Source organism: Pseudomonas sp. P39-UII1, from assembly GCF_039672635.1.
Taxonomy (GTDB): domain Bacteria; phylum Pseudomonadota; class Gammaproteobacteria; order Pseudomonadales; family Pseudomonadaceae; genus Aquipseudomonas.
Genome location: NZ_JBDFPP010000003.1, coordinates 373,907 through 396,296, shown reverse-complemented (window position 1 = coordinate 396,296; position 22,390 = coordinate 373,907). Strand labels below are relative to the sequence as shown.

At 61.8% G+C, this 22,390-nt stretch carries 20 protein-coding genes; 17 read left to right on the top strand and 3 right to left on the bottom strand.

The features are described from left to right. Positions 1–600 precede the first annotated feature (600 nt). Positions 601–1,821, bottom strand: a complete 1,221-nt coding sequence (locus ABEH27_RS07030) for a CaiB/BaiF CoA-transferase family protein (protein ID WP_346612852.1) — start codon at positions 1,819–1,821, stop codon at positions 601–603. Positions 1,822–1,835: 14 nt separating this feature from the next. Beyond that, complete coding sequence (locus tag ABEH27_RS07025) at positions 1,836–3,017, bottom strand: acyl-CoA dehydrogenase (protein ID WP_085676655.1); 1,182 nt, start codon at positions 3,015–3,017, stop codon at positions 1,836–1,838. Positions 3,018–3,178: 161 nt separating this feature from the next. Between ABEH27_RS07025 and ABEH27_RS07020 the strand changes: the two genes are divergently transcribed. The 10 genes from ABEH27_RS07020 to ABEH27_RS06975 all read left to right on the top strand — a co-directional run bounded on the left by ABEH27_RS07020 (position 3,179) and on the right by ABEH27_RS06975 (position 12,979). Further along, a complete protein-coding gene (locus ABEH27_RS07020; RefSeq protein ID WP_346612863.1) occupies positions 3,179–4,096 on the top strand; it encodes a LysR family transcriptional regulator in 918 nt (305 codons plus the stop codon). 418 nt (positions 4,097–4,514) lie between these two features. Then, the gene (locus tag ABEH27_RS07015; RefSeq protein ID WP_346612851.1) at positions 4,515–5,636 is read left to right on the top strand and encodes a Re/Si-specific NAD(P)(+) transhydrogenase subunit alpha; all 1,122 of its coding nucleotides are present in this window, start codon (positions 4,515–4,517) and stop codon (positions 5,634–5,636) included. Positions 5,637–5,647: 11 nt separating this feature from the next. Further along, the gene (locus tag ABEH27_RS07010; protein WP_008097413.1) at positions 5,648–5,962 is read left to right on the top strand and encodes an NAD(P) transhydrogenase subunit alpha; all 315 of its coding nucleotides are present in this window, start codon (positions 5,648–5,650) and stop codon (positions 5,960–5,962) included. A gap of 2 nt (positions 5,963–5,964) precedes the next feature. After that, positions 5,965–7,401 (top strand): NAD(P)(+) transhydrogenase (Re/Si-specific) subunit beta, encoded by a 1,437-nt coding sequence (locus tag ABEH27_RS07005; protein WP_346612850.1) that lies wholly within the window; start codon positions 5,965–5,967, stop codon positions 7,399–7,401. Positions 7,402–7,589: 188 nt separating this feature from the next. After that, positions 7,590–9,083: an acetyl-CoA hydrolase/transferase family protein gene (locus tag ABEH27_RS07000; protein ID WP_346612849.1), complete on the top strand. Its 1,494-nt coding sequence runs from the start codon at positions 7,590–7,592 to the stop codon at positions 9,081–9,083. 369 nt (positions 9,084–9,452) lie between these two features. Then, positions 9,453–9,668: a DUF1127 domain-containing protein gene (locus ABEH27_RS06995; protein WP_023378057.1), complete on the top strand. Its 216-nt coding sequence runs from the start codon at positions 9,453–9,455 to the stop codon at positions 9,666–9,668. A gap of 298 nt (positions 9,669–9,966) precedes the next feature. After that, positions 9,967–10,284, top strand: a complete 318-nt coding sequence (locus ABEH27_RS06990) for a DUF2388 domain-containing protein (RefSeq protein WP_346612848.1) — start codon at positions 9,967–9,969, stop codon at positions 10,282–10,284. Between the two features lie 90 nt (positions 10,285–10,374). Further along, positions 10,375–10,668, top strand: a complete 294-nt coding sequence (locus ABEH27_RS06985) for a DUF2388 domain-containing protein (protein WP_346612847.1) — start codon at positions 10,375–10,377, stop codon at positions 10,666–10,668. Between the two features lie 35 nt (positions 10,669–10,703). After that, positions 10,704–11,024 (top strand): DUF2388 domain-containing protein, encoded by a 321-nt coding sequence (locus ABEH27_RS06980; protein WP_346612846.1) that lies wholly within the window; start codon positions 10,704–10,706, stop codon positions 11,022–11,024. Further along, positions 11,021–12,979, top strand: coding sequence for a DUF4105 domain-containing protein (locus ABEH27_RS06975; RefSeq protein WP_346612845.1), 1,959 nt, complete (start codon positions 11,021–11,023; stop codon positions 12,977–12,979). The genes ABEH27_RS06980 and ABEH27_RS06975 overlap by 4 nt, the downstream gene beginning before the upstream one ends. Before the next feature lie 61 nt (positions 12,980–13,040). On the opposite strand, the gene ABEH27_RS06970 is transcribed toward ABEH27_RS06975, so the two are convergent. After that, positions 13,041–13,442, bottom strand: a complete 402-nt coding sequence (locus ABEH27_RS06970) for a GFA family protein (protein WP_346612844.1) — start codon at positions 13,440–13,442, stop codon at positions 13,041–13,043. 266 nt (positions 13,443–13,708) lie between these two features. Between ABEH27_RS06970 and ABEH27_RS06965 the strand changes: the two genes are divergently transcribed. From ABEH27_RS06965 to ABEH27_RS06935, 7 genes are all read left to right on the top strand, one after another. Next, positions 13,709–15,016, top strand: coding sequence for a CitMHS family transporter (locus tag ABEH27_RS06965; RefSeq protein ID WP_346612843.1), 1,308 nt, complete (start codon positions 13,709–13,711; stop codon positions 15,014–15,016). Positions 15,017–15,087: 71 nt separating this feature from the next. Then, positions 15,088–15,858 carry a TerC family protein gene (locus tag ABEH27_RS06960; RefSeq protein ID WP_346612842.1) on the top strand — a complete coding sequence of 257 codons (771 nt, stop codon included), beginning with the start codon at positions 15,088–15,090 and terminating at the stop codon, positions 15,856–15,858. Positions 15,859–16,085: 227 nt separating this feature from the next. Then, a complete protein-coding gene (locus ABEH27_RS06955; RefSeq protein WP_346612841.1) occupies positions 16,086–17,744 on the top strand; it encodes a Na/Pi cotransporter family protein in 1,659 nt (552 codons plus the stop codon). A 30-nt stretch (positions 17,745–17,774) separates the two neighbouring features. Further along, positions 17,775–19,181: a pitrilysin family protein gene (locus tag ABEH27_RS06950; RefSeq protein WP_346612840.1), complete on the top strand. Its 1,407-nt coding sequence runs from the start codon at positions 17,775–17,777 to the stop codon at positions 19,179–19,181. 153 nt (positions 19,182–19,334) lie between these two features. Beyond that, positions 19,335–20,357, top strand: coding sequence for a DUF5924 family protein (locus ABEH27_RS06945; RefSeq protein ID WP_346612839.1), 1,023 nt, complete (start codon positions 19,335–19,337; stop codon positions 20,355–20,357). A 109-nt stretch (positions 20,358–20,466) separates the two neighbouring features. After that, entirely contained in the window at positions 20,467–21,600 is a 1,134-nt protein-coding gene (locus ABEH27_RS06940; protein ID WP_346612838.1) for an MlaE family lipid ABC transporter permease subunit, read from the top strand. Then, positions 21,597–22,388, top strand: a complete 792-nt coding sequence (locus tag ABEH27_RS06935; RefSeq protein WP_346612837.1) for an ATP-binding cassette domain-containing protein — start codon at positions 21,597–21,599, stop codon at positions 22,386–22,388. Before ABEH27_RS06940 ends, ABEH27_RS06935 begins: the two co-directional genes overlap by 4 nt. The last annotated feature ends 2 nt before the right edge of the window (positions 22,389–22,390 follow it).

The following is a 22,390-nucleotide window of genomic DNA, read 5'->3' as shown; positions in this document are numbered from 1 at the left end:
AATCTGAGCCATGATCAAACTCTTCAGTTCAATACTGCTTGGGTTTTTAAGAAACCCTAAACTTGGCTCAGCAATCTCAAATGACTATGTGATTTCTCGCATGGTCACTTGTGATGCTGATAATCTTGTTGACTATCAGTCCGTACTCACAAGCACCCACACGAATTGCTTGATTCAATTTGTTAAAGAGCGTTTGGTTAAGAGCTTTTCGTCTCAACCGAGGCGCGCATTCTACGCTTTCCTCAGAGCCTGTCAAGCGTTTATTTTGAAGTTTTACCGAGAAACTCGTTTAGCTTCAAACACTTAACTCGCTGCGATCTCTCGTAGCGGGAGGTGAATCTTACAGCGTTTAGAAGCGCTGTCAACCACCATTTCAACCGCTTGCGATCATTCGATCGTAGCCCTTTCAGCAGCACCTTAACTACTTAACTCATTGAATCTCAAGGAGTTTGTCGTTCCGATGTCGCTGGAAGTGGGGCGCATTATAAGGGGATTCAAAACCCCGTCAACCCTTAAATTCAATAAACCGTCACATCGCTAAAAAGCAAAGCGGGGAGGCCTGTCGGCCTCCCCGCTTTCTACGCCTATATATAGATAACCTTAGAGCACCCCTGAACTGCGCAGGCTCTCCAGTGCATCCGCACCCAGCCCCAGTACATCACCCAGCACCGCCTCGGTATGCTCACCCAGCAGTGGCGGCGCACGCCGATACTCCACCGGCGTCTCCGACAACCGAATCGGGCTGGCCACCTGCGGCACAGCCCCGGCCAAGGCGTGCGGCATGCTCACCGCCAGGCCACGCGCGAGCACCTGTGGGTCCTGAAACATCTGCGCCAGGTCATTGATCGGCCCGCAGGGCACGCCGGCAGCCTCCAGCTGGCTCACCCATTCAGCGGTGGTCTTGAATACCGTGGCCTGGCGGATGAGCGGAATCAACTCGGCCCTGTTGGCCACCCGCAGCTTGTTGGTGGCGAAGCGCGGGTCATCCGCCCATTGCGGCTGACCGGCCACTTCAGCGAACTTACGGAATTGGCCATCATTGCCCACGGTAAGGATGAAATCGCCATCCGCCGTGGGGAAATCCTGATAAGGCACGATATTAGGGTGCGCATTACCCAAACGCCGGGGCGGGGTGCCCGTTGTCAGGTAGTTCATCGCCTGGTTGGCCAGGCAAGCCACTTGAACGTCAAGCAGGGCCATATCGATATGCTGGCCAACGCCGGCCTGATCGCGATGGGCGAGGGCGGCCAGGATGGCGACGGTCGAGTACAGCCCAGTCAAGATGTCGGTAAGGGCAACCCCCACTTTTACCGGGCCTGCGCCCTCTTCACCGTCAGGGCGCCCAGTCAGGCTCATCAGCCCACCCAGGCCCTGGATCATGAAGTCGTAGCCAGCGCGCTTGGCGTACGGCCCGGTCTGCCCGAAGCCGGTAATAGAGCAATAGACAAGCTTAGGGTTGATCGCCTTGAGGCTCGCATAATCCAGGCCATAGGCCGCCAGCCCACCGACCTTGAAGTTTTCAATGACGACGTCCGACTTGGCCGCGAGCTCACGTACCAGGCGCTGCCCCTCCGGCAGCGTGAAGTCGATGGTCACCGAACGCTTGTTGCGGTTGGCCGACAAATAGTAAGCCGCCTCGCTGGTGTTCTCGCCTTGCGCATCCTTGAGGAAGGGTGGCCCCCAGGCACGGGTATCGTCGCCACTGCCTGGGCGCTCGACCTTGATCACATCGGCGCCAAGGTCAGCCAGGATCTGGCCAGACCACGGGCCCGCCAGCACGCGGGAAAGGTCCAGCACCCGCAGATGAGATAGCGCACCCATGAGCGGGCTCCTTATTAATAGAAAGCCTGGATGCCGGTTTGCGCGCGCCCCAGAATCAGCGCGTGCACGTCATGGGTACCTTCATAGGTATTGACCACCTCAAGGTTGACCAGGTGACGCGCCACGCCAAACTCATCGGAGATCCCGTTGCCGCCGAGCATGTCTCGAGCCATGCGCGCGATATCGAGGGCCTTGCCGCAAGAGTTGCGCTTCATGATCGAGGTGATTTCCACCGCAGCGGTGCCTTCATCCTTCATACGGCCCAAACGCAGGCAACCTTGCAGGGCCAGGGTGATTTCGGTCTGCATGTCGGCCAGCTTCTTCTGGATCAGCTGGTTGGCAGCCAGTGGGCGGCCGAACTGCTGACGGTCCAAGGTGTACTGGCGAGCGGTGTGCCAGCAAGCCTCGGCCGCACCCAGCGCACCCCAGGAGATGCCATAGCGAGCGGAGTTGAGGCAGGTGAACGGGCCCTTGAGGCCGCGCACATCCGGGAAGATGTTTTCTTCCGGCACGAACACGTTGTCCATGACGATCTCGCCAGTGATCGAAGCACGCAGCCCGACCTTGCCATGGATCGCCGGGGCGCTGAGGCCCTGCCAGCCTTTTTCCAGGACGAAGCCTCGGATATCACCGGCGTCGTCCTTGGCCCAAACCACGAACACATCGGCAATCGGGCTGTTGGTGATCCACATCTTGCTGCCGCTCAGCCGATAGCCACCGTCAACCTTCCTGGCGCGGGTAATCATCGAGCCTGGATCGGAGCCGTGGTTCGGCTCGGTCAGGCCGAAGCAACCGATCCACTCGCCACTGGCAAGCTTGGGCAGGTACTTCTGCTTCTGCGCTTCAGTACCGAACTCGTTGATCGGCACCATCACCAGCGACGACTGCACACTCATCATCGAGCGGTAGCCAGAGTCGATACGCTCCACTTCACGGGCAATCAGGCCGTAGCACACGTAGTTCAGCCCGCTGCCACCGTACTGCTCGGGAATGGTCGCGCCCAGCAGGCCGACTTCGCCCATCTCACGGAAGATCGCCGGGTCGGTCTGCTCATGGCGGAAGGCCTCCAGCACGCGCGGCGCGAGCTTGTCCTGGGCGAACTGATAAGCGCTGTCACGCACCATGCGCTCTTCTTCAGTGAGCTGCTGATCCAGCAGCAGCGGGTCGATCCAGTTGAAGCTTGCCTTACCGGCCATGAGCGAAATCCTCGAAATAGGGAGCTGGTTCTTGTGCCATTGATCCTAGGCCTGATCAGCGGCGGGGACAAACGAAGATTGCGCACGTATTAGTGATAATTTGTCACTCTGTAACCAACAGAAAGCCCATATTGCCGACCAGATGAGTGAGGTTGCCGTACATGCGCCGGAAGATCCCCAGCACCACCGCCCTGGTCTGCTTTGAAGCGGCCGCGCGCCACGAGAGCTTTACCAAGGCCGCGCAGGAACTGGCACTTACGCAAGGCGCCGTCTGTCGACAGATCGGTGGCCTTGAAGCGTTTCTCAACGTGGAACTGTTCAGGCGTTCACGCCGCGGCGTTAAGCTGACCGAGGCAGGCCTTTCATACAGTCGACAGGTCGCTACCCAACTGGACGCCGTGGAGCGGGACACGCTTTCGGTGATGCGTCAGCAGGGCGCCAACGTGATCGAGCTCGCCGTGGTGCCAACCTTCGGCACTCAATGGCTGCTACCGCGCTTGAAGGATTTCCAGCAGCGCCATCCGGAGGTAACCGTCAACCTGACCAACCGCACTCGGCCTTTCCTGTTCGCCGACACGGCGTTCGACGCCGCGATCTATTTCGGCGATGCCGACTGGTCTGGCACACAGTCCCACCGCCTGATGGGTGAAAACCCGCTACCTGTGTGCAGCCCAGCGCTGCTGGACGGGCAGGGCATGCTCGACGCGCAGCACATCGCCAGCCTGCCACTGTTGCAGCAGACCACCCGGCCGTATGCCTGGCGCCAGTGGTTCAATGGCCTGGGCATGAATATCGCTGGCGACATGACAGGCCCACGCTACGAACTATTCTCCATGCTCGCCCAAGCCGCCATGCATGAGATGGGCGTCGCGCTGATCCCGCCTTTTCTGATTCAACGCGAGTTGCAGGAGGGCCGGCTGGTGGTCGCTAACAGATACGCCCTATCCAGCGACAAGGCCTACTATCTGATGATTCCCGAGCGCAAGGTGGAGTCCGCGTCTCTCAGGGCTTTTCGTGACTGGCTGCTGGAACAGGCACAGCGCTATATCGCCTCGCACGCGGAAAAGGCCTCTTCCTGACTCTGTAGTCAATTATTTTGAACACCTACAGATATATCTATATGTCGCTTGAGCGAAAACTGTAAGGGTCGGTCGAAAAACTTGATCAAAGCCATCAACCACGCGGACTTCAGGGGTATTTACGACCTTCATGAGTCCATACGCGAAAACATCGCAAAATAATTCAAAATTTGCCCTAATCTGCGAATAGCCCATGTTTGACGGGCTGCAGCCGAACACTTGCGACATACGGTCACAGGGTGACTTGTAGTTTTGACTTCGTTTCGCTCCATAACCGGTTGTAGGCCTTTCGGTTCATCTGCAAAATGCTCCGCCCGCCCAGGATTCGGCGGACTGGCGCCTAACAGCCAAACCCGCGCACCACCCGAAGTACGCGGGCTTCTATAAAGACAAAAAGGTCACCGCAGGAGAAATTGTCGTGCACATTGGTGTTCCTCTCGAGACGCAGACCGGTGAGACAAGGGTCGCTGCTACCCCGGAAACCATCAAGAAACTGATTGGCCAGGGCCATCAGGTCACCGTCCAACGGGGGGCAGGGCTCAATGCCAGCATCCCGGACAGTGCCTATGAGGCTGTGGGTGCTTCCTTGGGGAGCGCAGCCGATGCCTTCGGTGCCCAACTGGTTCTCAAGGTGGTCGGCCCCAACGATCAGGAGCTTGCCCAGCTCAACAGTGGCAGCCTACTGGTCGGTATGCTCAACCCCTTCAACAGTGAGCTGATCGGCAAGATGGCCGAACGCGGCATCACCGCCTTCGCCCTGGAAGCCGCGCCGCGCACATCGCGGGCCCAGAGCCTGGACGTGCTGTCGTCCCAGGCCAACATCGCAGGCTACAAGGCCGTGCTGCTGGCTGCCCACCATTACCCGCGCTTCATGCCCATGCTGATGACCGCTGCCGGTACCGTCAAAGCCGCGCGCGTGCTGATTCTGGGGGCTGGTGTTGCCGGCCTGCAGGCCATCGCAACGGCCAAGCGCCTGGGCGCAGTGATCGAGGCTTCGGACGTACGCCCCGCAGTGAAGGAGCAGATCGAATCGCTCGGCGCCAAGTTCATTGATGTGCCTTACGAGACCGATGAGGAGCGCGAGTGCGCCGAAGGTGTCGGCGGCTATGCACGCCCGATGCCGGCCAGCTGGATGCAACGCCAGGCTCAAGCGGTACACGAGCGCGCCAAGCAGGCGGACATCGTCATCACCACGGCGCTGATCCCGGGGCGCAAAGCGCCCACCTTGCTCAGCGCTGAAACCGTGGCGCAGATGAAGCCCGGCTCGGTGGTCATCGACCTCGCTGCGGCCCAGGGCGGCAACTGCCCGCTGACCGTCGCCGACCAGGTGGTGATGGAGAACGGCGTGACCATCGTCGGCCCGACCAACCTGCCGGCCCAGGTCGGTGCCGATGCCTCGGCACTGTACGCACGCAACCTGCTGGACTTCATGAAGCTGCTGTTCGACAAAGACGGCGCGCTGGTCATCAACCTCGAAGACGACATCGTCGCCGCGTGCCTGATGTGCCGCGACGGCCAGGTCGTGCGCAAGAACGGCTAAGGAGCACGACAATGGAAGACATGCTGATTTCCCATGGCATCTACAACCTGATCATCTTCGTGCTGGCCATCTATGTGGGTTACCACGTGGTCTGGAACGTCACCCCGGCACTGCACACGCCGCTGATGGCGGTCACCAACGCCATCTCGGCCATTGTCATCGTCGGCGCCATGCTGGCAGCTGCGCTGACCGTGACCCCAGCCGGCAAGGTGATGGGCACCCTGGCGGTGGCCCTGGCAGCCGTCAACGTGTTCGGTGGCTTCCTGGTCACCCGTCGCATGCTTGAGATGTTCAAGAAGAAAACCAAGAACGAGGCGCAGAAGTAAGCATGAGCATGAATCTGGTAACGCTCCTCTACCTCGTCGCCTCGGTCTGCTTCATCCAGGCGCTCAAGGGCTTGTCGCACCCGACCACGTCGCGGCGCGGCAACCTGTACGGCATGATCGGCATGGGGATTGCGATCCTCACGACCGTTGGCCTCATTTACAAGCTGGGCGCCGAGATCGCGACTGCCGGTATCGGCTACGTGATCGTCGGCCTGCTGGTCGGCGGTACCGCCGGTTCGATCATGGCCAAACGCGTCGAGATGACCAAGATGCCGGAACTGGTCGCCTTCATGCACAGCATGATCGGCCTGGCCGCAGTGTTCATCGCCATCGCGGCGGTGCTCGAGCCGCAATCGATGGGCATCGTCGCGAGCATCAGCGACCCGATCCCCACCGGTAACCGCCTGGAACTGTTCCTCGGCGCGGCCATCGGGGCAGTCACCTTCTCCGGCTCGGTGATCGCCTTCGGCAAGCTGTCCGGCAAATACAAGTTCCGCCTGTTCCAAGGTGCACCGGTACAGTTCGCCGGCCAGCACAAGCTGAACCTGATCCTGGGCCTGACCACCATCGCCCTAGGCCTGCTGTTCACCTTCACCGGCCACTACAGCGCCTTCACCCTGATGCTGATACTGGCCTTCATCATGGGCGTGCTGATCATCATCCCGATCGGCGGCGCCGACATGCCGGTAGTGGTGTCGATGCTCAACAGCTACTCGGGCTGGGCCGCGGCCGGTATCGGCTTCTCGCTGAACAACTCGATGCTGATCATCGCCGGCTCGCTGGTGGGGTCCAGTGGTGCGATCCTCTCGTACATCATGTGCAAGGCGATGAACCGCTCGTTCTTCAACGTCATCCTCGGTGGCTTCGGTGGTGACACCGACGCGGGCGCGGCGCAAGGCTCCAAAGAGCAGCGCCCGGTGAAATCCGGCTCGGCCGACGACGCAACCTTCCTGTTGAGCAACGCCGACAGCGTGATCATCGTCCCGGGCTACGGCCTGGCGGTGGCCCGTGCCCAGCACGCGCTCAAGGAACTGACCGAGAAGCTGACCCACAACGGTGTGACCGTGAAGTACGCGATCCACCCCGTTGCAGGCCGCATGCCCGGGCACATGAACGTGCTGCTGGCCGAAGCCGAAGTGCCGTACGACCAGGTGTTCGAGATGGAGGACATCAACGCCGAGTTCGGCCAGGCTGACGTGGTGTTGGTGCTGGGCGCCAACGACGTGGTCAACCCGGCGGCGAAGAATGATCCGAAGTCGCCGATCGCCGGCATGCCGATCCTCGAGGCATACAAGGCCAAGACCATCATCGTCAACAAACGCTCCATGGCCAGCGGCTATGCCGGCCTGGACAACGAACTGTTCTACCTGGACAAGACCATGATGGTGTTCGGTGATGCGAAGAAGGTCATCGAGGACATGGTCAAAGCCGTGGAGTAAACTTATCCGCAACAAATTGTGCATATAAAGAAGGCCCCGGTGAGATTCCTCCCGGGGCTTTTGCGTTTTGCTGATCCAGATCAACGGCTCTATTTCCGGGCTTCTCATACGACCATGGTCGCGGGACGGGGCCGGGGTAAATCTCTAGACTGCGCTGCAGTAGCTTCAGTAGCCTGAGATAACAATCCATGTACCGTGATCGTATCCGCTTGTCCTCCCTGCACAGCAAGGTAATGAGTGCGGCTGACGCCGCTGGCCTGATCGAGGACGGCATGACCGTCGGCATGAGCGGTTTCACCCGTGCCGGCGAAGCCAAGGCCGTGCCGCATGCCCTGGCCGAACGCGCCAAGCAGTCGCCACTGAAAATCAGCCTGATGACCGGTGCCAGCCTGGGCAATGACCTCGACAAGCAGCTGACCGAGGCCGGCGTGCTGGCCCGCCGCATGCCATTCCAGGTCGACAGCACCCTGCGCAAGGCCATCAACGATGGCCAGGTCATGTTCATCGACCAGCACCTGTCGGAAACCGTCGAGCAACTGCGCAACCAGCAGCTCAAACTGCCTGACATCGCCGTGATCGAAGCCGTGGCCATCACCGAGGAAGGCCACATCGTGCCGACCACATCGGTCGGCAACTCGGCCAGCTTCGCCATCTTTGCCAAGCAAGTGATCGTCGAGATCAACCTGTCGCACAACGCCAACCTTGAAGGCCTGCACGACATTTATATCCCGACCTACCGCCCGACCCGCACACCGATCCCGCTGGTCAAGGTCGATGATCGCATCGGCAGCACCGCGATCCCGATCGACCCGGCGAAGATCGTCGGCATCGTCATCAGCGACCAGCCAGACTCGCCCTCCACCGTGCTGCCGCCGGATGACGAGACCCAGGGTATCGCCGACCACCTGATCAACTTCCTCAAGAACGAAGTGGCCGCCGGCCGCATGACCAACAAGCTCGGCCCGCTGCAGGCCGGCATCGGCAGCATCGCCAACGCGGTGATGTGCGGCCTGATCGAGTCGCCGTTCGAGGACCTGACCATGTACTCCGAAGTACTGCAGGACTCGACCTTCGACCTGATCGACGCTGGCAAGCTGAGCTTTGCCTCCGGTAGCTCGATCACCCTGTCCAGCCGCCGCAACGCCGACGTGTTCGGCAACCTGGAGCGGTACAAGGACAAACTGGTGCTGCGCCCGCAGGAGATTTCGAACCACCCTGAGGTCGTGCGCCGCCTTGGCATCATCGGCATCAACACGGCACTGGAGTTCGACATTTACGGCAACGTCAACTCCACGCACGTCTGCGGCACCCGCATGATGAACGGTATCGGTGGTTCCGGCGATTTCGCCCGCAACGCGCACCTCGCCGTGTTCGTGACCAAGTCGATCGCCAAAGGCGGTGCGATTTCCAGCGTGGTGCCGATGGTCAGCCATGTCGACCACACCGAGCATGACGTGGACATTCTGGTAACCGAGCAAGGCCTGGCCGACCTGCGTGGCCTGGCACCGCGCGAGCGGGCACGGGCGATCATCGACAACTGCGTGCACCCTGACTACCGCGCAGCGCTGAACGACTACTTCGAACGCGCTTGCCAGCGTGGCGGCCATACCCCGCACATTCTGCGTGAGGCACTGAGCTGGCACGAAAACCTCGAAGAGTGCGGGCGTATGCTCGCCAGCTGATGCAATGTCGGTCGGAACGGCCCAGTAAGGGCTGTTCACACCTGATCGCAGGCCTGCCTGCGGTCAGGCCATAACAGTTCTACCCCTTCCTGGTTGTACACCCCGCATCCACCTCACAGAAACTGTACTACTGTACTGGTTAACAGGCTTCATTGCGGCTGCTCAAGTCCGAATCGCAACCCTAAACGCACTAATTTAGTGCGGACCGGTACAGTTACGTTCGTTTCGAGTGCAACAGTCGCTATAAACAGTTAACTGGGCCATCGCATTACCAATCAACTGTATCTACTGTTCTGGACAACAGAGGAGGATCATTGGCATCAGTTAAATCACTACCTAATCCCGCCATAAGCGGAAGGATGAAACATCATGGAACGTACCCTCAGTTCCGGTCTGGTCTTCGAAAACAACGCTCAGCAATCCAACGCTTCGCTGCCACTGCGCGCGCTCTCCACCCTGCTGCTCTGGCAGCGTCGCATGGCCAGCCGCCGTCAACTGGCTCGCCTGGATGCCCGCCTGCTCGCCGACGCCGGTATCAGCGAATCGCAACGTTACGAAGAGCTGAGCAAGCCTTTCTGGCGCTAAGCCCCGGTTCGCCGGCTTTGCCCGGCACCGCGAATTCCCAAACCCGTTGCAGGAGACTGCAGCGGGTTTTTTATTGCCCAGGCCCAAGGCAGAGCCATCCCCGTGTTTACAGGTACAGTTTGATAAAAATCAAATTAAACCAAAACAGTTTGCTTGCGCCCTGTTCATTAACATCCGGAAATACCGCCGCGTGATACGCTTGACTCTACAGTCTGGTAGAAACCAGATGTTCAAAGGTACCGTGACGAACCCCGTGAGCGTCCGATAAGCACCGATCCTTTTCCAGGAGTCCCCGACCATGTCCCGTAAACACCTGATTGGCGCAGCCCTGCTGCTAGGCCTGGCCGGCGCCGCGAACGCCAGCAGTTTCGTCGTCACGACCGACGCCGTAGTGCGTGCCGTTGCTGCCACCACCGACGCCACATCCGACCTGTCCTCGTCGTTCCGCGACGACAAGATCGTTCAGGCCGCCCGCGACGACGCCGCCAGCTACGTTGGCAGCGAGGGCGCGATTCGCGGTGCCCAGCTGGAAAGCGCGTTCCTGCACATCCGCTCGACCACGCCGGCCCTGCAGGCCAGCGATGCACAGCTGGCCCAGGCCATCCTGGCGCTCTGATTCACAGGCTGTAGAACACAAGCGCCAGCCCCACCGGCCGGCGCTTGCTCGCCCGCCTTCGCCGTCCTTGTTCCTGCACTAAGAAAGCCCATGCGTTATCTGTTGCCGTTGCTGTTCTCCGTAGTTGCCATGGGCACTGCCCATGCCATGGACACCACCACGCAAGGCCTGGTCATCACTGGCTATGTCACCAGCCAGGTCACGACCGCACCCTTCGACCGCAAGCTGGTCAGGCAAGCTCGCGACGATGCCGCGGCCTTTGTCGCCAGTGACGGTGCGATTCGCGGCGCACGCCTGGAAGCAGCGCTCAACGTGCTGCGTCACAACTGTGCTCATCACTCTGTCGGTGACCTTGAACTGGCAGAAGCAATTCTCGTCCAATGACAACATCTGACTCCCTGTATTCCCGGAGATGCTCCATGCGTAAACCGCTGATCGCCGCTACCCTCGGCATGCTGCTGCTGGCCGACCTGGCCCACGCACAAACTCTGGTGGCAACCAGCAATATCATCGTGCGCGCCTTTGGCCGCTCGATCGATTTCACCTCTGACACCACCACTTCCATCCGCGACTCCAAAGTTGTGCGCGAAGCCCATGACGATGCCGCCAGCTTCGTGGCCAGCAATGGTGATATCCGTGGCGCCCAGCTGGAAGCAGCCTTCAATACCCTGCGCGATCGGGTACCCGAAGCGCGCGGCGCGAGCGATCAGGTATTGGCCGAAGCCATTCTGGCGCTGTGAACCGCGTGCGTGCCTGGCTGCTCGGCTGCGCCATGACGCTGCTGGGCACGCCCGCCCTGGCTGACCTGCAGCTCGACTTGCAGGCGCACGGCCTCGCCCCGCAACAGGTCCAGGCGACTCAAGCACTGCTGGATGAGGCGCTGGGCAAGCTTCCCCCCCGCTTCAAGCAACAGCTCAACCGACGCGTACTGGTCAGCTGGAGCGACAAGATGCCAGCCGATGCCTACGGCCAGGCATCGTTGGTTTCGACCCTTGAACTCAACCGTCGCCTGCTGCCCAGCCTCACCGACGGCAGCGCCGCGCTTGAGCGCACCGATCGCCCGCATGGCACGGTGCGCGAGGAACTGCTGGCAACGGTCTTGCACGAGCTCACCCACATATACGACCGCGCCCGGCTCTGGCCCAGCGCCGAACGCGCGCTGATCGCTCGTTGCAAGCGCCAGCAAGGCACACTGGGCAAGATCGGCCTGCCCGAGGAATGCCGCAGCCAGCCAGAGCGCCGCTTCACCCTCAGCGACGACCCACGCCTGCTTGACCTTGCCGGTTGGCCGCAATACGTCGGCCGCCGCGGCGAACGAGAACAGCATAACGGCCAGTTCCTCCGCAGCCCCGACAGCTACGAGCTGAGCAGCCCCAAGGAATACATCGCGGTCAACATGGAGTACTTTCTCCTCGACCCGAGCTACGGTTGCCGGCGACCCGCCCTCAACCAATACCTGACACAGCACTTCGGCTGGGCACCGCAGCAAGACCGGTGTGCCAAAGGTTTGCCATTCCTCAACGCTGGCAGCGACTTCGCTCGCCAGCCGTTGGGTGAAATCGACCCGGAGCGGGTTTACCAGGTTGACTTCCTGCTGGCCGAGGCCAACCAGAACCTGGTCAGCCGATGGGGCCACAGCATGCTGCGCCTGGTGATCTGCAAACCGGGTCGCCCCCGCGGGCCCGACTGCCGCCTGGACCTCGATCAGCATCTGGTGTTGTCATACCGCGCCTTCGTCAACGACGTTCAGCTGTCGAGCTGGGATGGCCTGGTGGGCGCCTATCCGTCGCGGCTGTTCGTGCTGCCACTTGCCCAGGTGATCGACGAGTACACCAAGACCGAATTGCGCAGCCTGGCCTCGGTACCGCTGAAGCTCAACCGTGAAGAAACCGAAAACCTGGTGCGCCAGGCTGCCGAGATGCACTGGACCTATGACGGTAACTACTGGTTCCTATCCAATAACTGTGCCGTTGAGTCGCTGAAACTGCTGCGCAGCGGCACCGCCAATCCGCGCTTGAATGACCTCGACAGCATCATGCCCAACGGCTTGCTCGCGGTGCTGAAGGGCAGGGGGCTGGCCGATACCAGCGTGCTTGATGACCCGCGTGAAGCCTTGCGCCTGGGTTACCGTTTCGACTCCTACCGTGACCGCTATCAGGCCATGTTCGATGTGCTGAGGAAGCAACTGCCCGTCAAACAGGACAAGGTCGAGGACTGGCTGGCCCTGGATGCCGAGCAACGTCGCGGCTGGTTCTCGCAAGCCGACCTGCGCACCAGTGCCGCCTTGCTGCTGCTCGAACAGGCCAGCCTGCGCCGTCAGTTGCTGCTGGCCCAGGACGAAGTGAAGCAGCGTTACCTGAATGCCGCTGCGCTGAAAGATGGCAGCATCAGCAAGGCCGACCAGACCCTGAAGCAGATGCTTGCCAACAGTGGCTTCCTCAGCCGCCCGGCCGAGCTGCTGGAAGCCAAGGGTTATGGCCTGCCACAGCCCGATGAGCGCAAGCACCTGGAGAAGGTCAGCAGTGAGCGGCAGGCACAGCTGCTGCGTTTGAGCACCGACCTGGACAAAGAGGTGAGGGCGCTGCTTGAGCCGTCGCGGGCCAAGGAAATTGCCGCGGTGGAAGCCAACGTGAAGCAGATTGGCGTACATCTGCGGGCGCTGCACAAAGCGGCAGGGGGCCTGCAGTTGCCCTGAACGGTTCACTGGCCATTTCGCGGGTTCACCCGCGAAATGGCCAGTCAAGACAACCCGCGGCTCAAAGGCTTTCCTCTGCTTCCCCAGGCAAATGCTCATCCAGGTGCAGCCAAGGCAAGCGGCTCCCTGTCCATATATGCCGCTGCGCCCGCACCCGCTCCGGGTGGTCCAGCGTCGCCACGGTCACATCGATACTCCCCGGGCTGTGTTCGGTCACCAATGCCACATGCGCCCCGCATTCCCCGCAGAAGTAGCGCTTGCAGCTGGCCGGCGCCACATAGCACTGCGGCCTGCCCGCCAACCACTGAAAGCCTGCGCGGGGCAGGGTGAGCCACGTCACCACCAGGCCGCCACTGACCCGCCGGCAGATCGAGCAGTGGCAATGGGCGACATCCGTGAGTTCGCCCTTCAAGCGATAGCGCAAGGCGCCGCAATGGCAGCCTCCTTCGGTTACAGCTGGCATCACCTACCTCCTGTCGCCCTTTTTCCGGCGAAAGCTGGCTGAAAGCTTACGCCCCTAGGATAGCCCCCACTACCGGCACAAGACCGGTCAGCCAGGGCACCCGGTTATTCCGCGCCCGGCCCAATCAACAACAACAATGGTGATTCTGATGTATTCCTGTGCCCGCCTTTTCGCAGTGCCCCTCCGCTTGCTCCCCGCGCAGCGCCTGACGCGCTGATCCGCCCGAATCGACTTTCCTTTCGCCGCGCCACGCCTGGAGTATTGCCATGCTGACCTTCCTCGGCTTTGCCATGGTCATCACCTTCATGTACCTGATCATGACCAAGCGCCTGTCGGCCTTGATCGCATTGATCCTGATACCGATCCTGTTCGCCCTGTTCGGTGGTTTCTCCGCCAAGATCGGCCCAATGATGCTCGAAGGCATCAGCAAGCTGGCGCCCACCGGCGTAATGTTGATGTTCGCCATCCTCTACTTTGCCTTGATGATCGACTCGGGCCTGTTCGACCCGGCCGTGCGCAAGATCCTCAAGCTGGTCAAGGGTGATCCGCTGAAAGTCTCGGTCGGCACTGCCGTACTGGCCCTGGTGGTCTCGCTCGACGGCGACGGCGCCACCACCTACATGATCTGCTGCGCCGCCATGCTGCCGTTGTACAGCCGCCTAGGCATGAGCCCGCGGATCATGGCCGGCCTGATCATTCTCGCCGGCGGGGTCATGAACATGACGCCTTGGGGTGGCCCGACTGCCCGCGCCGCCAGCGCATTGCACGTCGACCCGTCCGACATTTTCGTGCCGATGATCCCGGCCATGGCTTTTGGCGTGCTGGCGATCCTTGCCATCGCCTATATGTACGGCAAGCGTGAACGTGCGCGGCTGGGCGAACTGCACCTGCCTACCGACGACATCGACCACAGCGACATCACCGTCTCGCAGTTCCCCGACGCCCGCCGGCCGAAGCTGCTGTGGTTCAACGGCGCCCTGACTGCAGTACTCATGGTTGCGCTGATCGCCGGCCTGCTGCCACTGCCGGTGCTGTTCATGATTGCCTTCAGTATCGCCATGATCGTCAACTACCCGTGCCTGCAGCAGCAGAAGGACCGCATCGCCGCTCACGCCGGTAGCGTGCTGGCCGTGACCGGGCTGATCTTCGCCGCCGGTATCTTCACCGGCATCCTGTCGGGCACCGGCATGGTCGACGCCATGTCCAAGAGCCTGCTGGCGGTCATCCCTGAAGCGCTGGGCCCTTACCTGGCAGTGATTACCGCGATCGTGAGCATGCCGTTCACCTTCTTCATGTCCAACGACGCCTTCTACTACGGCGTGTTGCCCGTGCTTTCGGAAGCGGCCAGCCACTACGGCATCAGCCCGGTGGAGATGGCACGAGCGTCGATCGTCGGGCAACCGGTACACCTGCTGAGCCCGCTGGTACCCTCGACGTACCTGCTGGTGGCACTGGCCGGCATCGAATTCGGCGACCACCAGCGCTTCACCCTCAAGTGGGCAGTACTGGTGTGCATGTGCATAATGCTCGCCGCATTGCTGATGGGCATTTTCCCGCTGTTCAGTAGTCTTTAATACAACCGCATTACCCAACCGCGATACGCCCTTGACTGGGCGTTTCGCCTTTATCGTTCGAAGGAATAAACATGGAATGGCTGACCAGCCCGGAAATCTGGGTTGCCTTTTTCACCCTCACTGCGCTTGAGATCGTTCTCGGTATCGACAACATCATCATGATCTCGATTCTGGTCAGCCGCATGCCCAAGCACATGCAGCCGCGCACCCGGATCTTCGGCCTGGCCCTGGCCATGGTCACCCGCATCATGCTGCTGCTGTCGATCACCTGGGTCATGCGCCTGACCGCCGACCTGTTCGTGGTATTCGGCCAAGGCATTTCGGGTCGCGACCTGATTCTGTTCTTCGGTGGCCTGTTCCTGCTGTGGAAAAGCTCGCAGGAGATCTACCACGGCCTGGAAGGCGAAGACGAAAGCGCGGACGAGCCGAAAGGTGCGGGCGGCAAGTTCCTCTACACCATCATCCAGATCGCCATCATCGACATCGTGTTCTCCCTCGACTCGGTGATCACCGCAGTGGGCATGGTCTCGCACGTGCCGGTGATGATCGCCGCGATCGTCGTCGCAGTGCTGGTGATGATGCTGTGCGCCGGTGCCATCAGCAACTTCATCGACAAGCATCCTTCGCTGAAGATGCTTGCGCTTTCGTTCCTGATCGTCGTGGGTACGGTGTTGATCGCCGAATCTTTCGACGTGCATGTGCCGAAGGGCTACGTCTACTTCGCCATGGCGTTCTCGCTGGGGGTGGAAGCCATCAACATCCGTATGCGCACCGCCATGGCCCGCAAACGCGGCAAGGACCAGGACGCCGTGAAACTGCGCAAGGACATTCCGGGTCAATAAGCACCTGGAGCGCAGCGAAAGGGCCCTTCGGGGCCCTTTTTCATGTCCAGGGTTTCATGACAGATATGTTTCAAATGCTTGCCGGGCATGCCAAGCTGGCGTGAGCTGCGCAAAACAACTACAGCTTGAGTAAGCACTGGATTAAAACCACCCACCCCCGGGCCAGGCTTACCGCTCCACCCATTGGCTTCGCTTCTGAAGCCCGAATCAGAAAGGGGGGCTACACCATGCTGACACTGCTCAACCTGCTCTCCGCGGTCGCCTTGCTGGTGTGGGGCACGCACATTGTTCGTACCGGCATCCTGCGGGTGTTCGGCTCCGACCTGCGCCGGGTGCTGAGCCAGAACATGGACCGCCGGCCACTGGCTTTCATCGCCGGTATCGTGGTCACCGCCGTGGTGCAGAGCAGCAACGCCACCGCCATGCTGGTCACCTCATTCGTCGGCCAGGGGCTGATGGCGATGACCCCGGCCTTGGCGATCATGCTGGGCGCGGATGTGGGTACCGCGCTGATGGCCAGGGTGCTGACCCTCGACCTGTCCTGGCTGTCGCCCCTGCTGGTATTCCTGGGCGTTATTTTCTTCCTGTCGCGCAAGCAGACGCGCGCGGGTCAACTGGGCCGGGTGGGCATCGGCCTGGGCCTGATCATCCTGGCGCTGCAGCTGATCGTGCAGGCCGCCACACCGATCACCCATGCCCAAGGCGTGAAAGTGCTGTTCGCCTCGCTCACCGGGGACATTCTGCTCGATGCGCTGGTCGGCGCGCTGTTCGCCATGGTCTCGTATTCCAGCCTGGCAGCGGTGCTGCTGACCGCAACCCTGGCCGGTGCCGAAGTGATCAGCCTGCCCGTGGCCATCGGCTTGGTGGTCGGCGCCAACATCGGCAGCGGGCTGCTGGCCTTCATCAGCACCAGCATGCAGAACGCTGCAGGCCGGCGTGTGGCGCTGGGCAGCCTGCTGTACAAGCTGATCGGCCTGCTGCTGATCATCCCGGTGCTGCACCCGTTGGTGGACTGGATGGACTCGCTGAGTTTCAGCCCACAGGAACTGGTGATCGGCTTCCACCTGCTCTACAACACGCTGCGCTGCCTGATCATGCTGCCCACGGTCAAACCCATGGGCCGCCTGTGCAACACCTTGCTGCCCGAGCGCGAGAACGGTAACGGCCAGGTACGGCCGCGCCACCTCGATGCCTCGGCGCTGACCACGCCCAGCCTGGCCCTGGCCAACGCCGCGCGCGAAACCCTGCGCCTGGGCGATATCGTCGACAGCCTGCTCGAAGCCATGCTCAGTGCCCTGCGTGGCACCCAGACGGCGCTGCCTCAGCAGGTGCGCGCACTGGGCGAGGACGCCGAAGCCCTGTACAGCGCCATCAAACTGTACCTGGCGCAGATGCCACGGGAGGACCTCAGTGACCAGGACAACCGGCGCTGGGCCGAAATCATCGAACTGGCAATCAACCTCAAGCTCGCCTGCGACCTGATCGAGCGCATGCTGCGCAAGGTGCAGCAGCAGAAGACCAGCCAGCGCCGGGAGTTTTCCCAGGTCGGCCTGGAAGAACTCACTGGCCTGCAAGAGCAACTGCTGTCCAATTTACGCCTGGGCCTGTCGGTATTCCTCAGTGCCGACCCGCAAAGCGCACACTTGCTTCTGCGTGAAAAACGCCGTTTCCGTGCGCAGGAAAGGCGCCTGGCCCACGCCCACGTCAGCCGTTTGCAGCGCAAGGTAGTGCAAAGTATCGAAACGAGTTCGCTACACTTGGGGCTGATCGCCGACATGAAGCGGTTGAACTCTTTGTTCTGCAGCAGTGCCTATGTGGTACTAGGCGGGTCTGACACCGGTGGGCTGATGCTCGACACTGCACCGGATGAAGCTCGCCAGCCCTGATCTCGCACACCTGGAGACCCAAGCTCGCCCATGCGTTGCCTGATATTCGTTTGCCTACTGATCTGCAGCCTGCCCTCACATGCCCTCGATCGCTCGCGGGTCGAAGGCTACCTGTTGCCCAATGGCCTGCAGGTCATCCTCAAATCCGGCTACGAACGGGACCATGTGGCGATACGCCTGGTAGTCGGCGTGGGCCTGGACGACTTCGAGTGCGAACAGAAAGAGCTGCCGCACCTGCTCGAACACCTGCTGTTCAGTGGCATCGACGAAACGGGCGAGGGCGGCCTGGAAGAACGCCTGCAAGCCCTGGGCGGCGAGTGGAATGCCTATACCAGCAGCGCCGACACCACATTCGTCATCGAAGCCCCGGCGCGTAACCAGCGCAAGGTGCTCGACCTGCTGCTGGCAGTGATCCGCGACACCCGCATCGACGCCAAGTCGCTGGCCACGGCCAAGCGCATCATCGAGCGCGAGGACGGCGGCCACTACGGCCACCTGCAGCGTTGGCTGGACCGCCAGGACATCGGTCACCCCGCCAGCGACCAACTGGCCACCGAGCTGGGCTTGAAATGCCCGGAACGCTCCAACCTCGACGACATGACGCTGGAACAGGTGCAGACGCTGCGTGATCGCTGGTACGCCGCCAACAACATGACCCTGATCATGGTCGGCGGCCTCGATCGCCTGTTGCCGGCCTACCTCGACCGCACCTTCGGCGAGCTGCCCGCCACCGAGCCGGAGGAGCGCCGCAACCTCGAAAGCATCAGCCAGCAGGCCGAGCAGCGTCGCGACCTGACCCGCGGCGTGCTGGGTGACAGCGTCAAACTGCATTGGCTGTTCATCGAACCGGTACTGGACAACGACCACCAACCGACCCTCGACCTGCTTTCGCGCTACCTGGACTGGGCCCTGTACGACCAGCTGCGGCTGCGCAACGGCCTGTCGTATGGGCCTTCGGTGCAGCGCGAGAGCTTCGGTGACAGCGGCATGCTCAGCCTCAATGCCGACCTTGAGCGCGACGATATCGACGCGGCGGTCAAGGTGATGCAGCAGCTGTTCGACCACTTGCGCAAGGAAGGCCTCGATGCAGATACCTTCGCCCGCATCAAGGAAGCCGCCGTGGCCAAGGAAAGCTGGGGCACCCAGGGCAACAGCGCGCTGGCCGACTACTACTGGGGGGCGCTCAACAACTACAGCAACGGCCGCTTTACCGACCCCGCGCGGCAACTGCGCCAGGTCAGCCTGGAGCAGGCCAACGATGCCTTGAAGGAACTGCTCAAGGATGAAGGCTATCTGCGCATCGAGAAGCCCTTGCTGGGGTACGACGAGCTGTATGGCCTGATTGCTCTGGTCGTGGGTGTGATTCTGGCTGCCGGGCTGTTGGGTCGGCGGCGCCATACCCCTCAACCACCGAGCGGTGCTACACGGGAGCGGTGATTCAGCGGTATCCTTTCGCCGGTACCGGCCCTTTCGCGGGCAAGCCCGCTCCCACAGGTAGTGCACCAGCCTTCAGAGCAGTGCAGCGCCTGTGGGAGCGGGCTTGCCCGCGAAGGGGCCGGCACAGCCACCTCTTTAGCCTGTTGCAGACCCATGCCTCCAATCCCCCATTTCGTCCAGCGCGTCATCGAGCTGCTCAAACGCTACCCCGGCGTTATCGCGCTCGGCGGCTTCCTTTCCGGTATCGGCAGCTTCATCCTGGTCGACCGCCAGGCCAGCCTGGCCAGTTGGGTCGCCATTCTCATGCTGGTCAGCTGGATCTGGCTGATGCTGGAGAACACCCTCACCGGCCTGTTCGCCCGCACCTTCAAACGCGAGATCCCCCAGCCGCTGCTGCGCTATGCAACACAGATGATCCACCAGGAGAGTCTGTTCTTCGTTCTGCCGTTCTTTTTCATCACCACCACTTGGAACAGTGGGCAACTGGTGTTCACCGGCCTGCTGGCTGCCGCCGGGCTGGTTTCGATCGTCGACCCGCTGTACTACAAATGGCTGGCCCCACGACGCTGGCTGTTCCTCGCGCTGCATACCCTGACGTTATTCGCCGCACTGCTCACCGCGCTGCCGATCATTCTGCACCTGACCACAGCGCAAAGCTTCAAGCTGGCATTGATTGCCGCCATGGCGCTGTCGTTCCCAAGCCTGGCCAGCAGCTTCCCGATCAACACCTGGCGCCGCGGCGTGGCGCTGGTACTGGTGACCCTGGCAGTCGGCGGAGGCGGTTGGCTGATGCGCTCATGGGTACCACCGGCCACGTTGTGGATGACCGAGGTGGCAGTCAGTACCGAGGTGTTGAACCGCCAACCCGGCGAGTCACTGGACGAAATTGCCGCCAGCCGTATCCGCAGCAGCGGCCTCTATGCCTACACCGCCATCAACGCACCGCGTGGCCTCAACGAGCGCATTTACCACGTGTGGCAGAAAGACGGGCAGGAAGTCGACCGTATCGCCCTGGATATCCACGGCGGGCGCAAAGAGGGGTACCGGGCCTGGACCCACAAACAGAACTTCCCGCCCAACCCTGTGGGTAAATGGCAGGTGCGGGTACTGACAGAGGACGGCCAGGTAATCGGCGTGCTGCGCTTCAAGGTGATCGACGACGCAGCGGCCAAGTGAGGTAAAAGGGGCCGCAAGGCGGCCCCGATCATTCAGCACATTTTCAACAAACCCCGCCATGCCTGCTGCGCTATGATCAGCCTCTACGCCAACGCGCGCAGTCAGATGCATGGAGCCTATGACCACCCCCAGCGCCACCCTGGACACCAGCAGCCAACCAGCCTGCCTGCGCATTGCCGGTGACTGGACCCTGGCCCATTACGCCAACCTCAAGCGCGACAGCGAACGCCTGCGCACGCAATATGGCGCCGACGCCGTCGCCGACCTCAGCCAGCTGGGCCGCCTGGACACGGCCGGCGCCTCGCTGCTGGCTGAACTGCTCGGCTCCGAACGCCTGTCGCACTGCACCAACGATTTGCCCGACGCCAGCCGCGCCTTGCTCAAGAACGTCTACTGCTCGGTGCAGGACTACTGCATCCCGGTCAAACAGCCAGAGAGGCCTGTGCTGCTTCTGCTGCTCGAACGTATCGGCCGCGCCGTCAACACCCTGTGGCAAGACACCCTGCAGCTGCTCGGCTTCGTCGGTCTGATCCTCGAAACCCTGCTGCGCCGCGCCCTGCAGCCACACCGTTGGCGGCTGACGCCAGTCGTCTCGCATATCGAACAGACGGGCCTGGATGCCGCGCCGATCGTGGCGTTGCTGACGTTTCTGGTGGGCGCTGTGGTTGCCTTCCTCGGCGCCACGGTCTTGGCGGACTTCGGCGCGACCGTGTTCACCGTCGACCTGGTGGCGTTTTCGTTTTTGCGTGAATTCGCCGTGTTGCTGACGGCCATCCTCATGGCCGGCCGTACGGCCAGCGCCTTCACGGCGCAGATAGGCTCGATGAAGGCCAACGAGGAAATCGACGCCATCCGCACCTTGGGCCTGAACCCGATCGAACTGCTGGTGGTACCGCGGGTGCTGGCACTGCTGATTTCCCTGCCGCTGCTGACCTTCGTCGCGATGATCTGCGGCATCGTCGGCGGCGCGGTGGTCTGCGCGCTGACACTGGATATCTCGCCGGCGATGTTTCTGTCGCTGCTGCAAAGCGACATCGGCGTGCAGCACTTCATCGTCGGCCTGGCCAAGGCACCGTTCTTCGCCTTTCTGATCGCCTCCATCGGCTGCCTTGAGGGTTTCAAGGTCAGCGGCAGCGCCGAATCGGTCGGCGCGCACACCACATCCAGCGTGGTCCAGTCGATTTTCGTGGTCATCGTGCTGGATGCGGTGGCTGCGCTGTTCTGCATGGAGATGGGCTGGTGAATGGCCGGGAAGCAGTGATCGAGGCGCGAGGCATCTGCAACCGTTTCGGTAGCCAGAGCGTGCACGAAAACCTGGACCTGGACCTGTACCGTGGCGAAATCCTCGCCGTGGTCGGCGGCTCGGGCAGCGGCAAATCAGTGCTGCTGCGCAGCATCATCGGCCTGCGTCGGCCGAATGAAGGGCAGATCAAGGTGTTCGGCGAAGACCTGGCCGGCCTGCGCGAGGAACAGCGTTCACTGGTCGAGCGGCGTTTTGGCGTGCTGTTCCAGAAGGGCGCGTTGTTCTCCTCGCTGACCGTTACCGAAAACGTCGCACTGCCGCTGATCGAGCATGCCGGCCTGTCGCGCGCCGATGCAGAACACCTGGCCGGGGTAAAGCTGGCCCTGGCCGGCCTGCCGATTTCCGCCGCCGATAAATACCCTTCATCGTTGTCCGGCGGCATGATCAAGCGCGCTGCGCTGGCCCGGGCGCTGGCCCTGGACCCGGACATCCTGTTCCTCGACGAACCCACCGCCGGCCTCGACCCGATCGGCGCTGCGGCCTTCGACCAACTGATCCTCACCCTGCGCGATGCCTTGGGCCTGAGCGTGTTTCTCATCACCCACGACCTGGACACCCTGTACACCATCACCGATCGCATCGCGGTGCTGTCGCAGAAGAAGGTGCTGGTGGCCGGCCCCCTGGCCGAGGTCGAACAGACCAACGACCCGTGGATTCACGAATACTTTCACGGCCCACGCGGGCGCGCAGCCGAACACGCCGCCGCCAGTGCCAGGCAGGAGCGCTGAAC

Coding starts and splice junctions, on each gene's coding strand:
- ABEH27_RS07030 (WP_346612852.1), bottom strand. CDS start 1,821: ATGGGTGCGCTATCTCATCTGCGGGTGCTGGACCTTTCCCGCGTGCTG.
- ABEH27_RS07025 (WP_085676655.1), bottom strand. CDS start 3,017: ATGGCCGGTAAGGCAAGCTTCAACTGGATCGACCCGCTGCTGCTGGAT.
- ABEH27_RS07020 (WP_346612863.1), top strand. CDS start 3,179: ATGCGCCGGAAGATCCCCAGCACCACCGCCCTGGTCTGCTTTGAAGCG.
- ABEH27_RS07010 (WP_008097413.1), top strand. CDS start 5,648: ATGGAAGACATGCTGATTTCCCATGGCATCTACAACCTGATCATCTTC.
- ABEH27_RS07005 (WP_346612850.1), top strand. CDS start 5,965: ATGAGCATGAATCTGGTAACGCTCCTCTACCTCGTCGCCTCGGTCTGC.
- ABEH27_RS07000 (WP_346612849.1), top strand. CDS start 7,590: ATGTACCGTGATCGTATCCGCTTGTCCTCCCTGCACAGCAAGGTAATG.
- ABEH27_RS06995 (WP_023378057.1), top strand. CDS start 9,453: ATGGAACGTACCCTCAGTTCCGGTCTGGTCTTCGAAAACAACGCTCAG.
- ABEH27_RS06990 (WP_346612848.1), top strand. CDS start 9,967: ATGTCCCGTAAACACCTGATTGGCGCAGCCCTGCTGCTAGGCCTGGCC.
- ABEH27_RS06985 (WP_346612847.1), top strand. CDS start 10,375: ATGCGTTATCTGTTGCCGTTGCTGTTCTCCGTAGTTGCCATGGGCACT.
- ABEH27_RS06980 (WP_346612846.1), top strand. CDS start 10,704: ATGCGTAAACCGCTGATCGCCGCTACCCTCGGCATGCTGCTGCTGGCC.
- ABEH27_RS06970 (WP_346612844.1), bottom strand. CDS start 13,442: ATGCCAGCTGTAACCGAAGGAGGCTGCCATTGCGGCGCCTTGCGCTAT.
- ABEH27_RS06965 (WP_346612843.1), top strand. CDS start 13,709: ATGCTGACCTTCCTCGGCTTTGCCATGGTCATCACCTTCATGTACCTG.
- ABEH27_RS06960 (WP_346612842.1), top strand. CDS start 15,088: ATGGAATGGCTGACCAGCCCGGAAATCTGGGTTGCCTTTTTCACCCTC.
- ABEH27_RS06955 (WP_346612841.1), top strand. CDS start 16,086: ATGCTGACACTGCTCAACCTGCTCTCCGCGGTCGCCTTGCTGGTGTGG.
- ABEH27_RS06950 (WP_346612840.1), top strand. CDS start 17,775: ATGCGTTGCCTGATATTCGTTTGCCTACTGATCTGCAGCCTGCCCTCA.
- ABEH27_RS06945 (WP_346612839.1), top strand. CDS start 19,335: ATGCCTCCAATCCCCCATTTCGTCCAGCGCGTCATCGAGCTGCTCAAA.
- ABEH27_RS06940 (WP_346612838.1), top strand. CDS start 20,467: ATGGAGCCTATGACCACCCCCAGCGCCACCCTGGACACCAGCAGCCAA.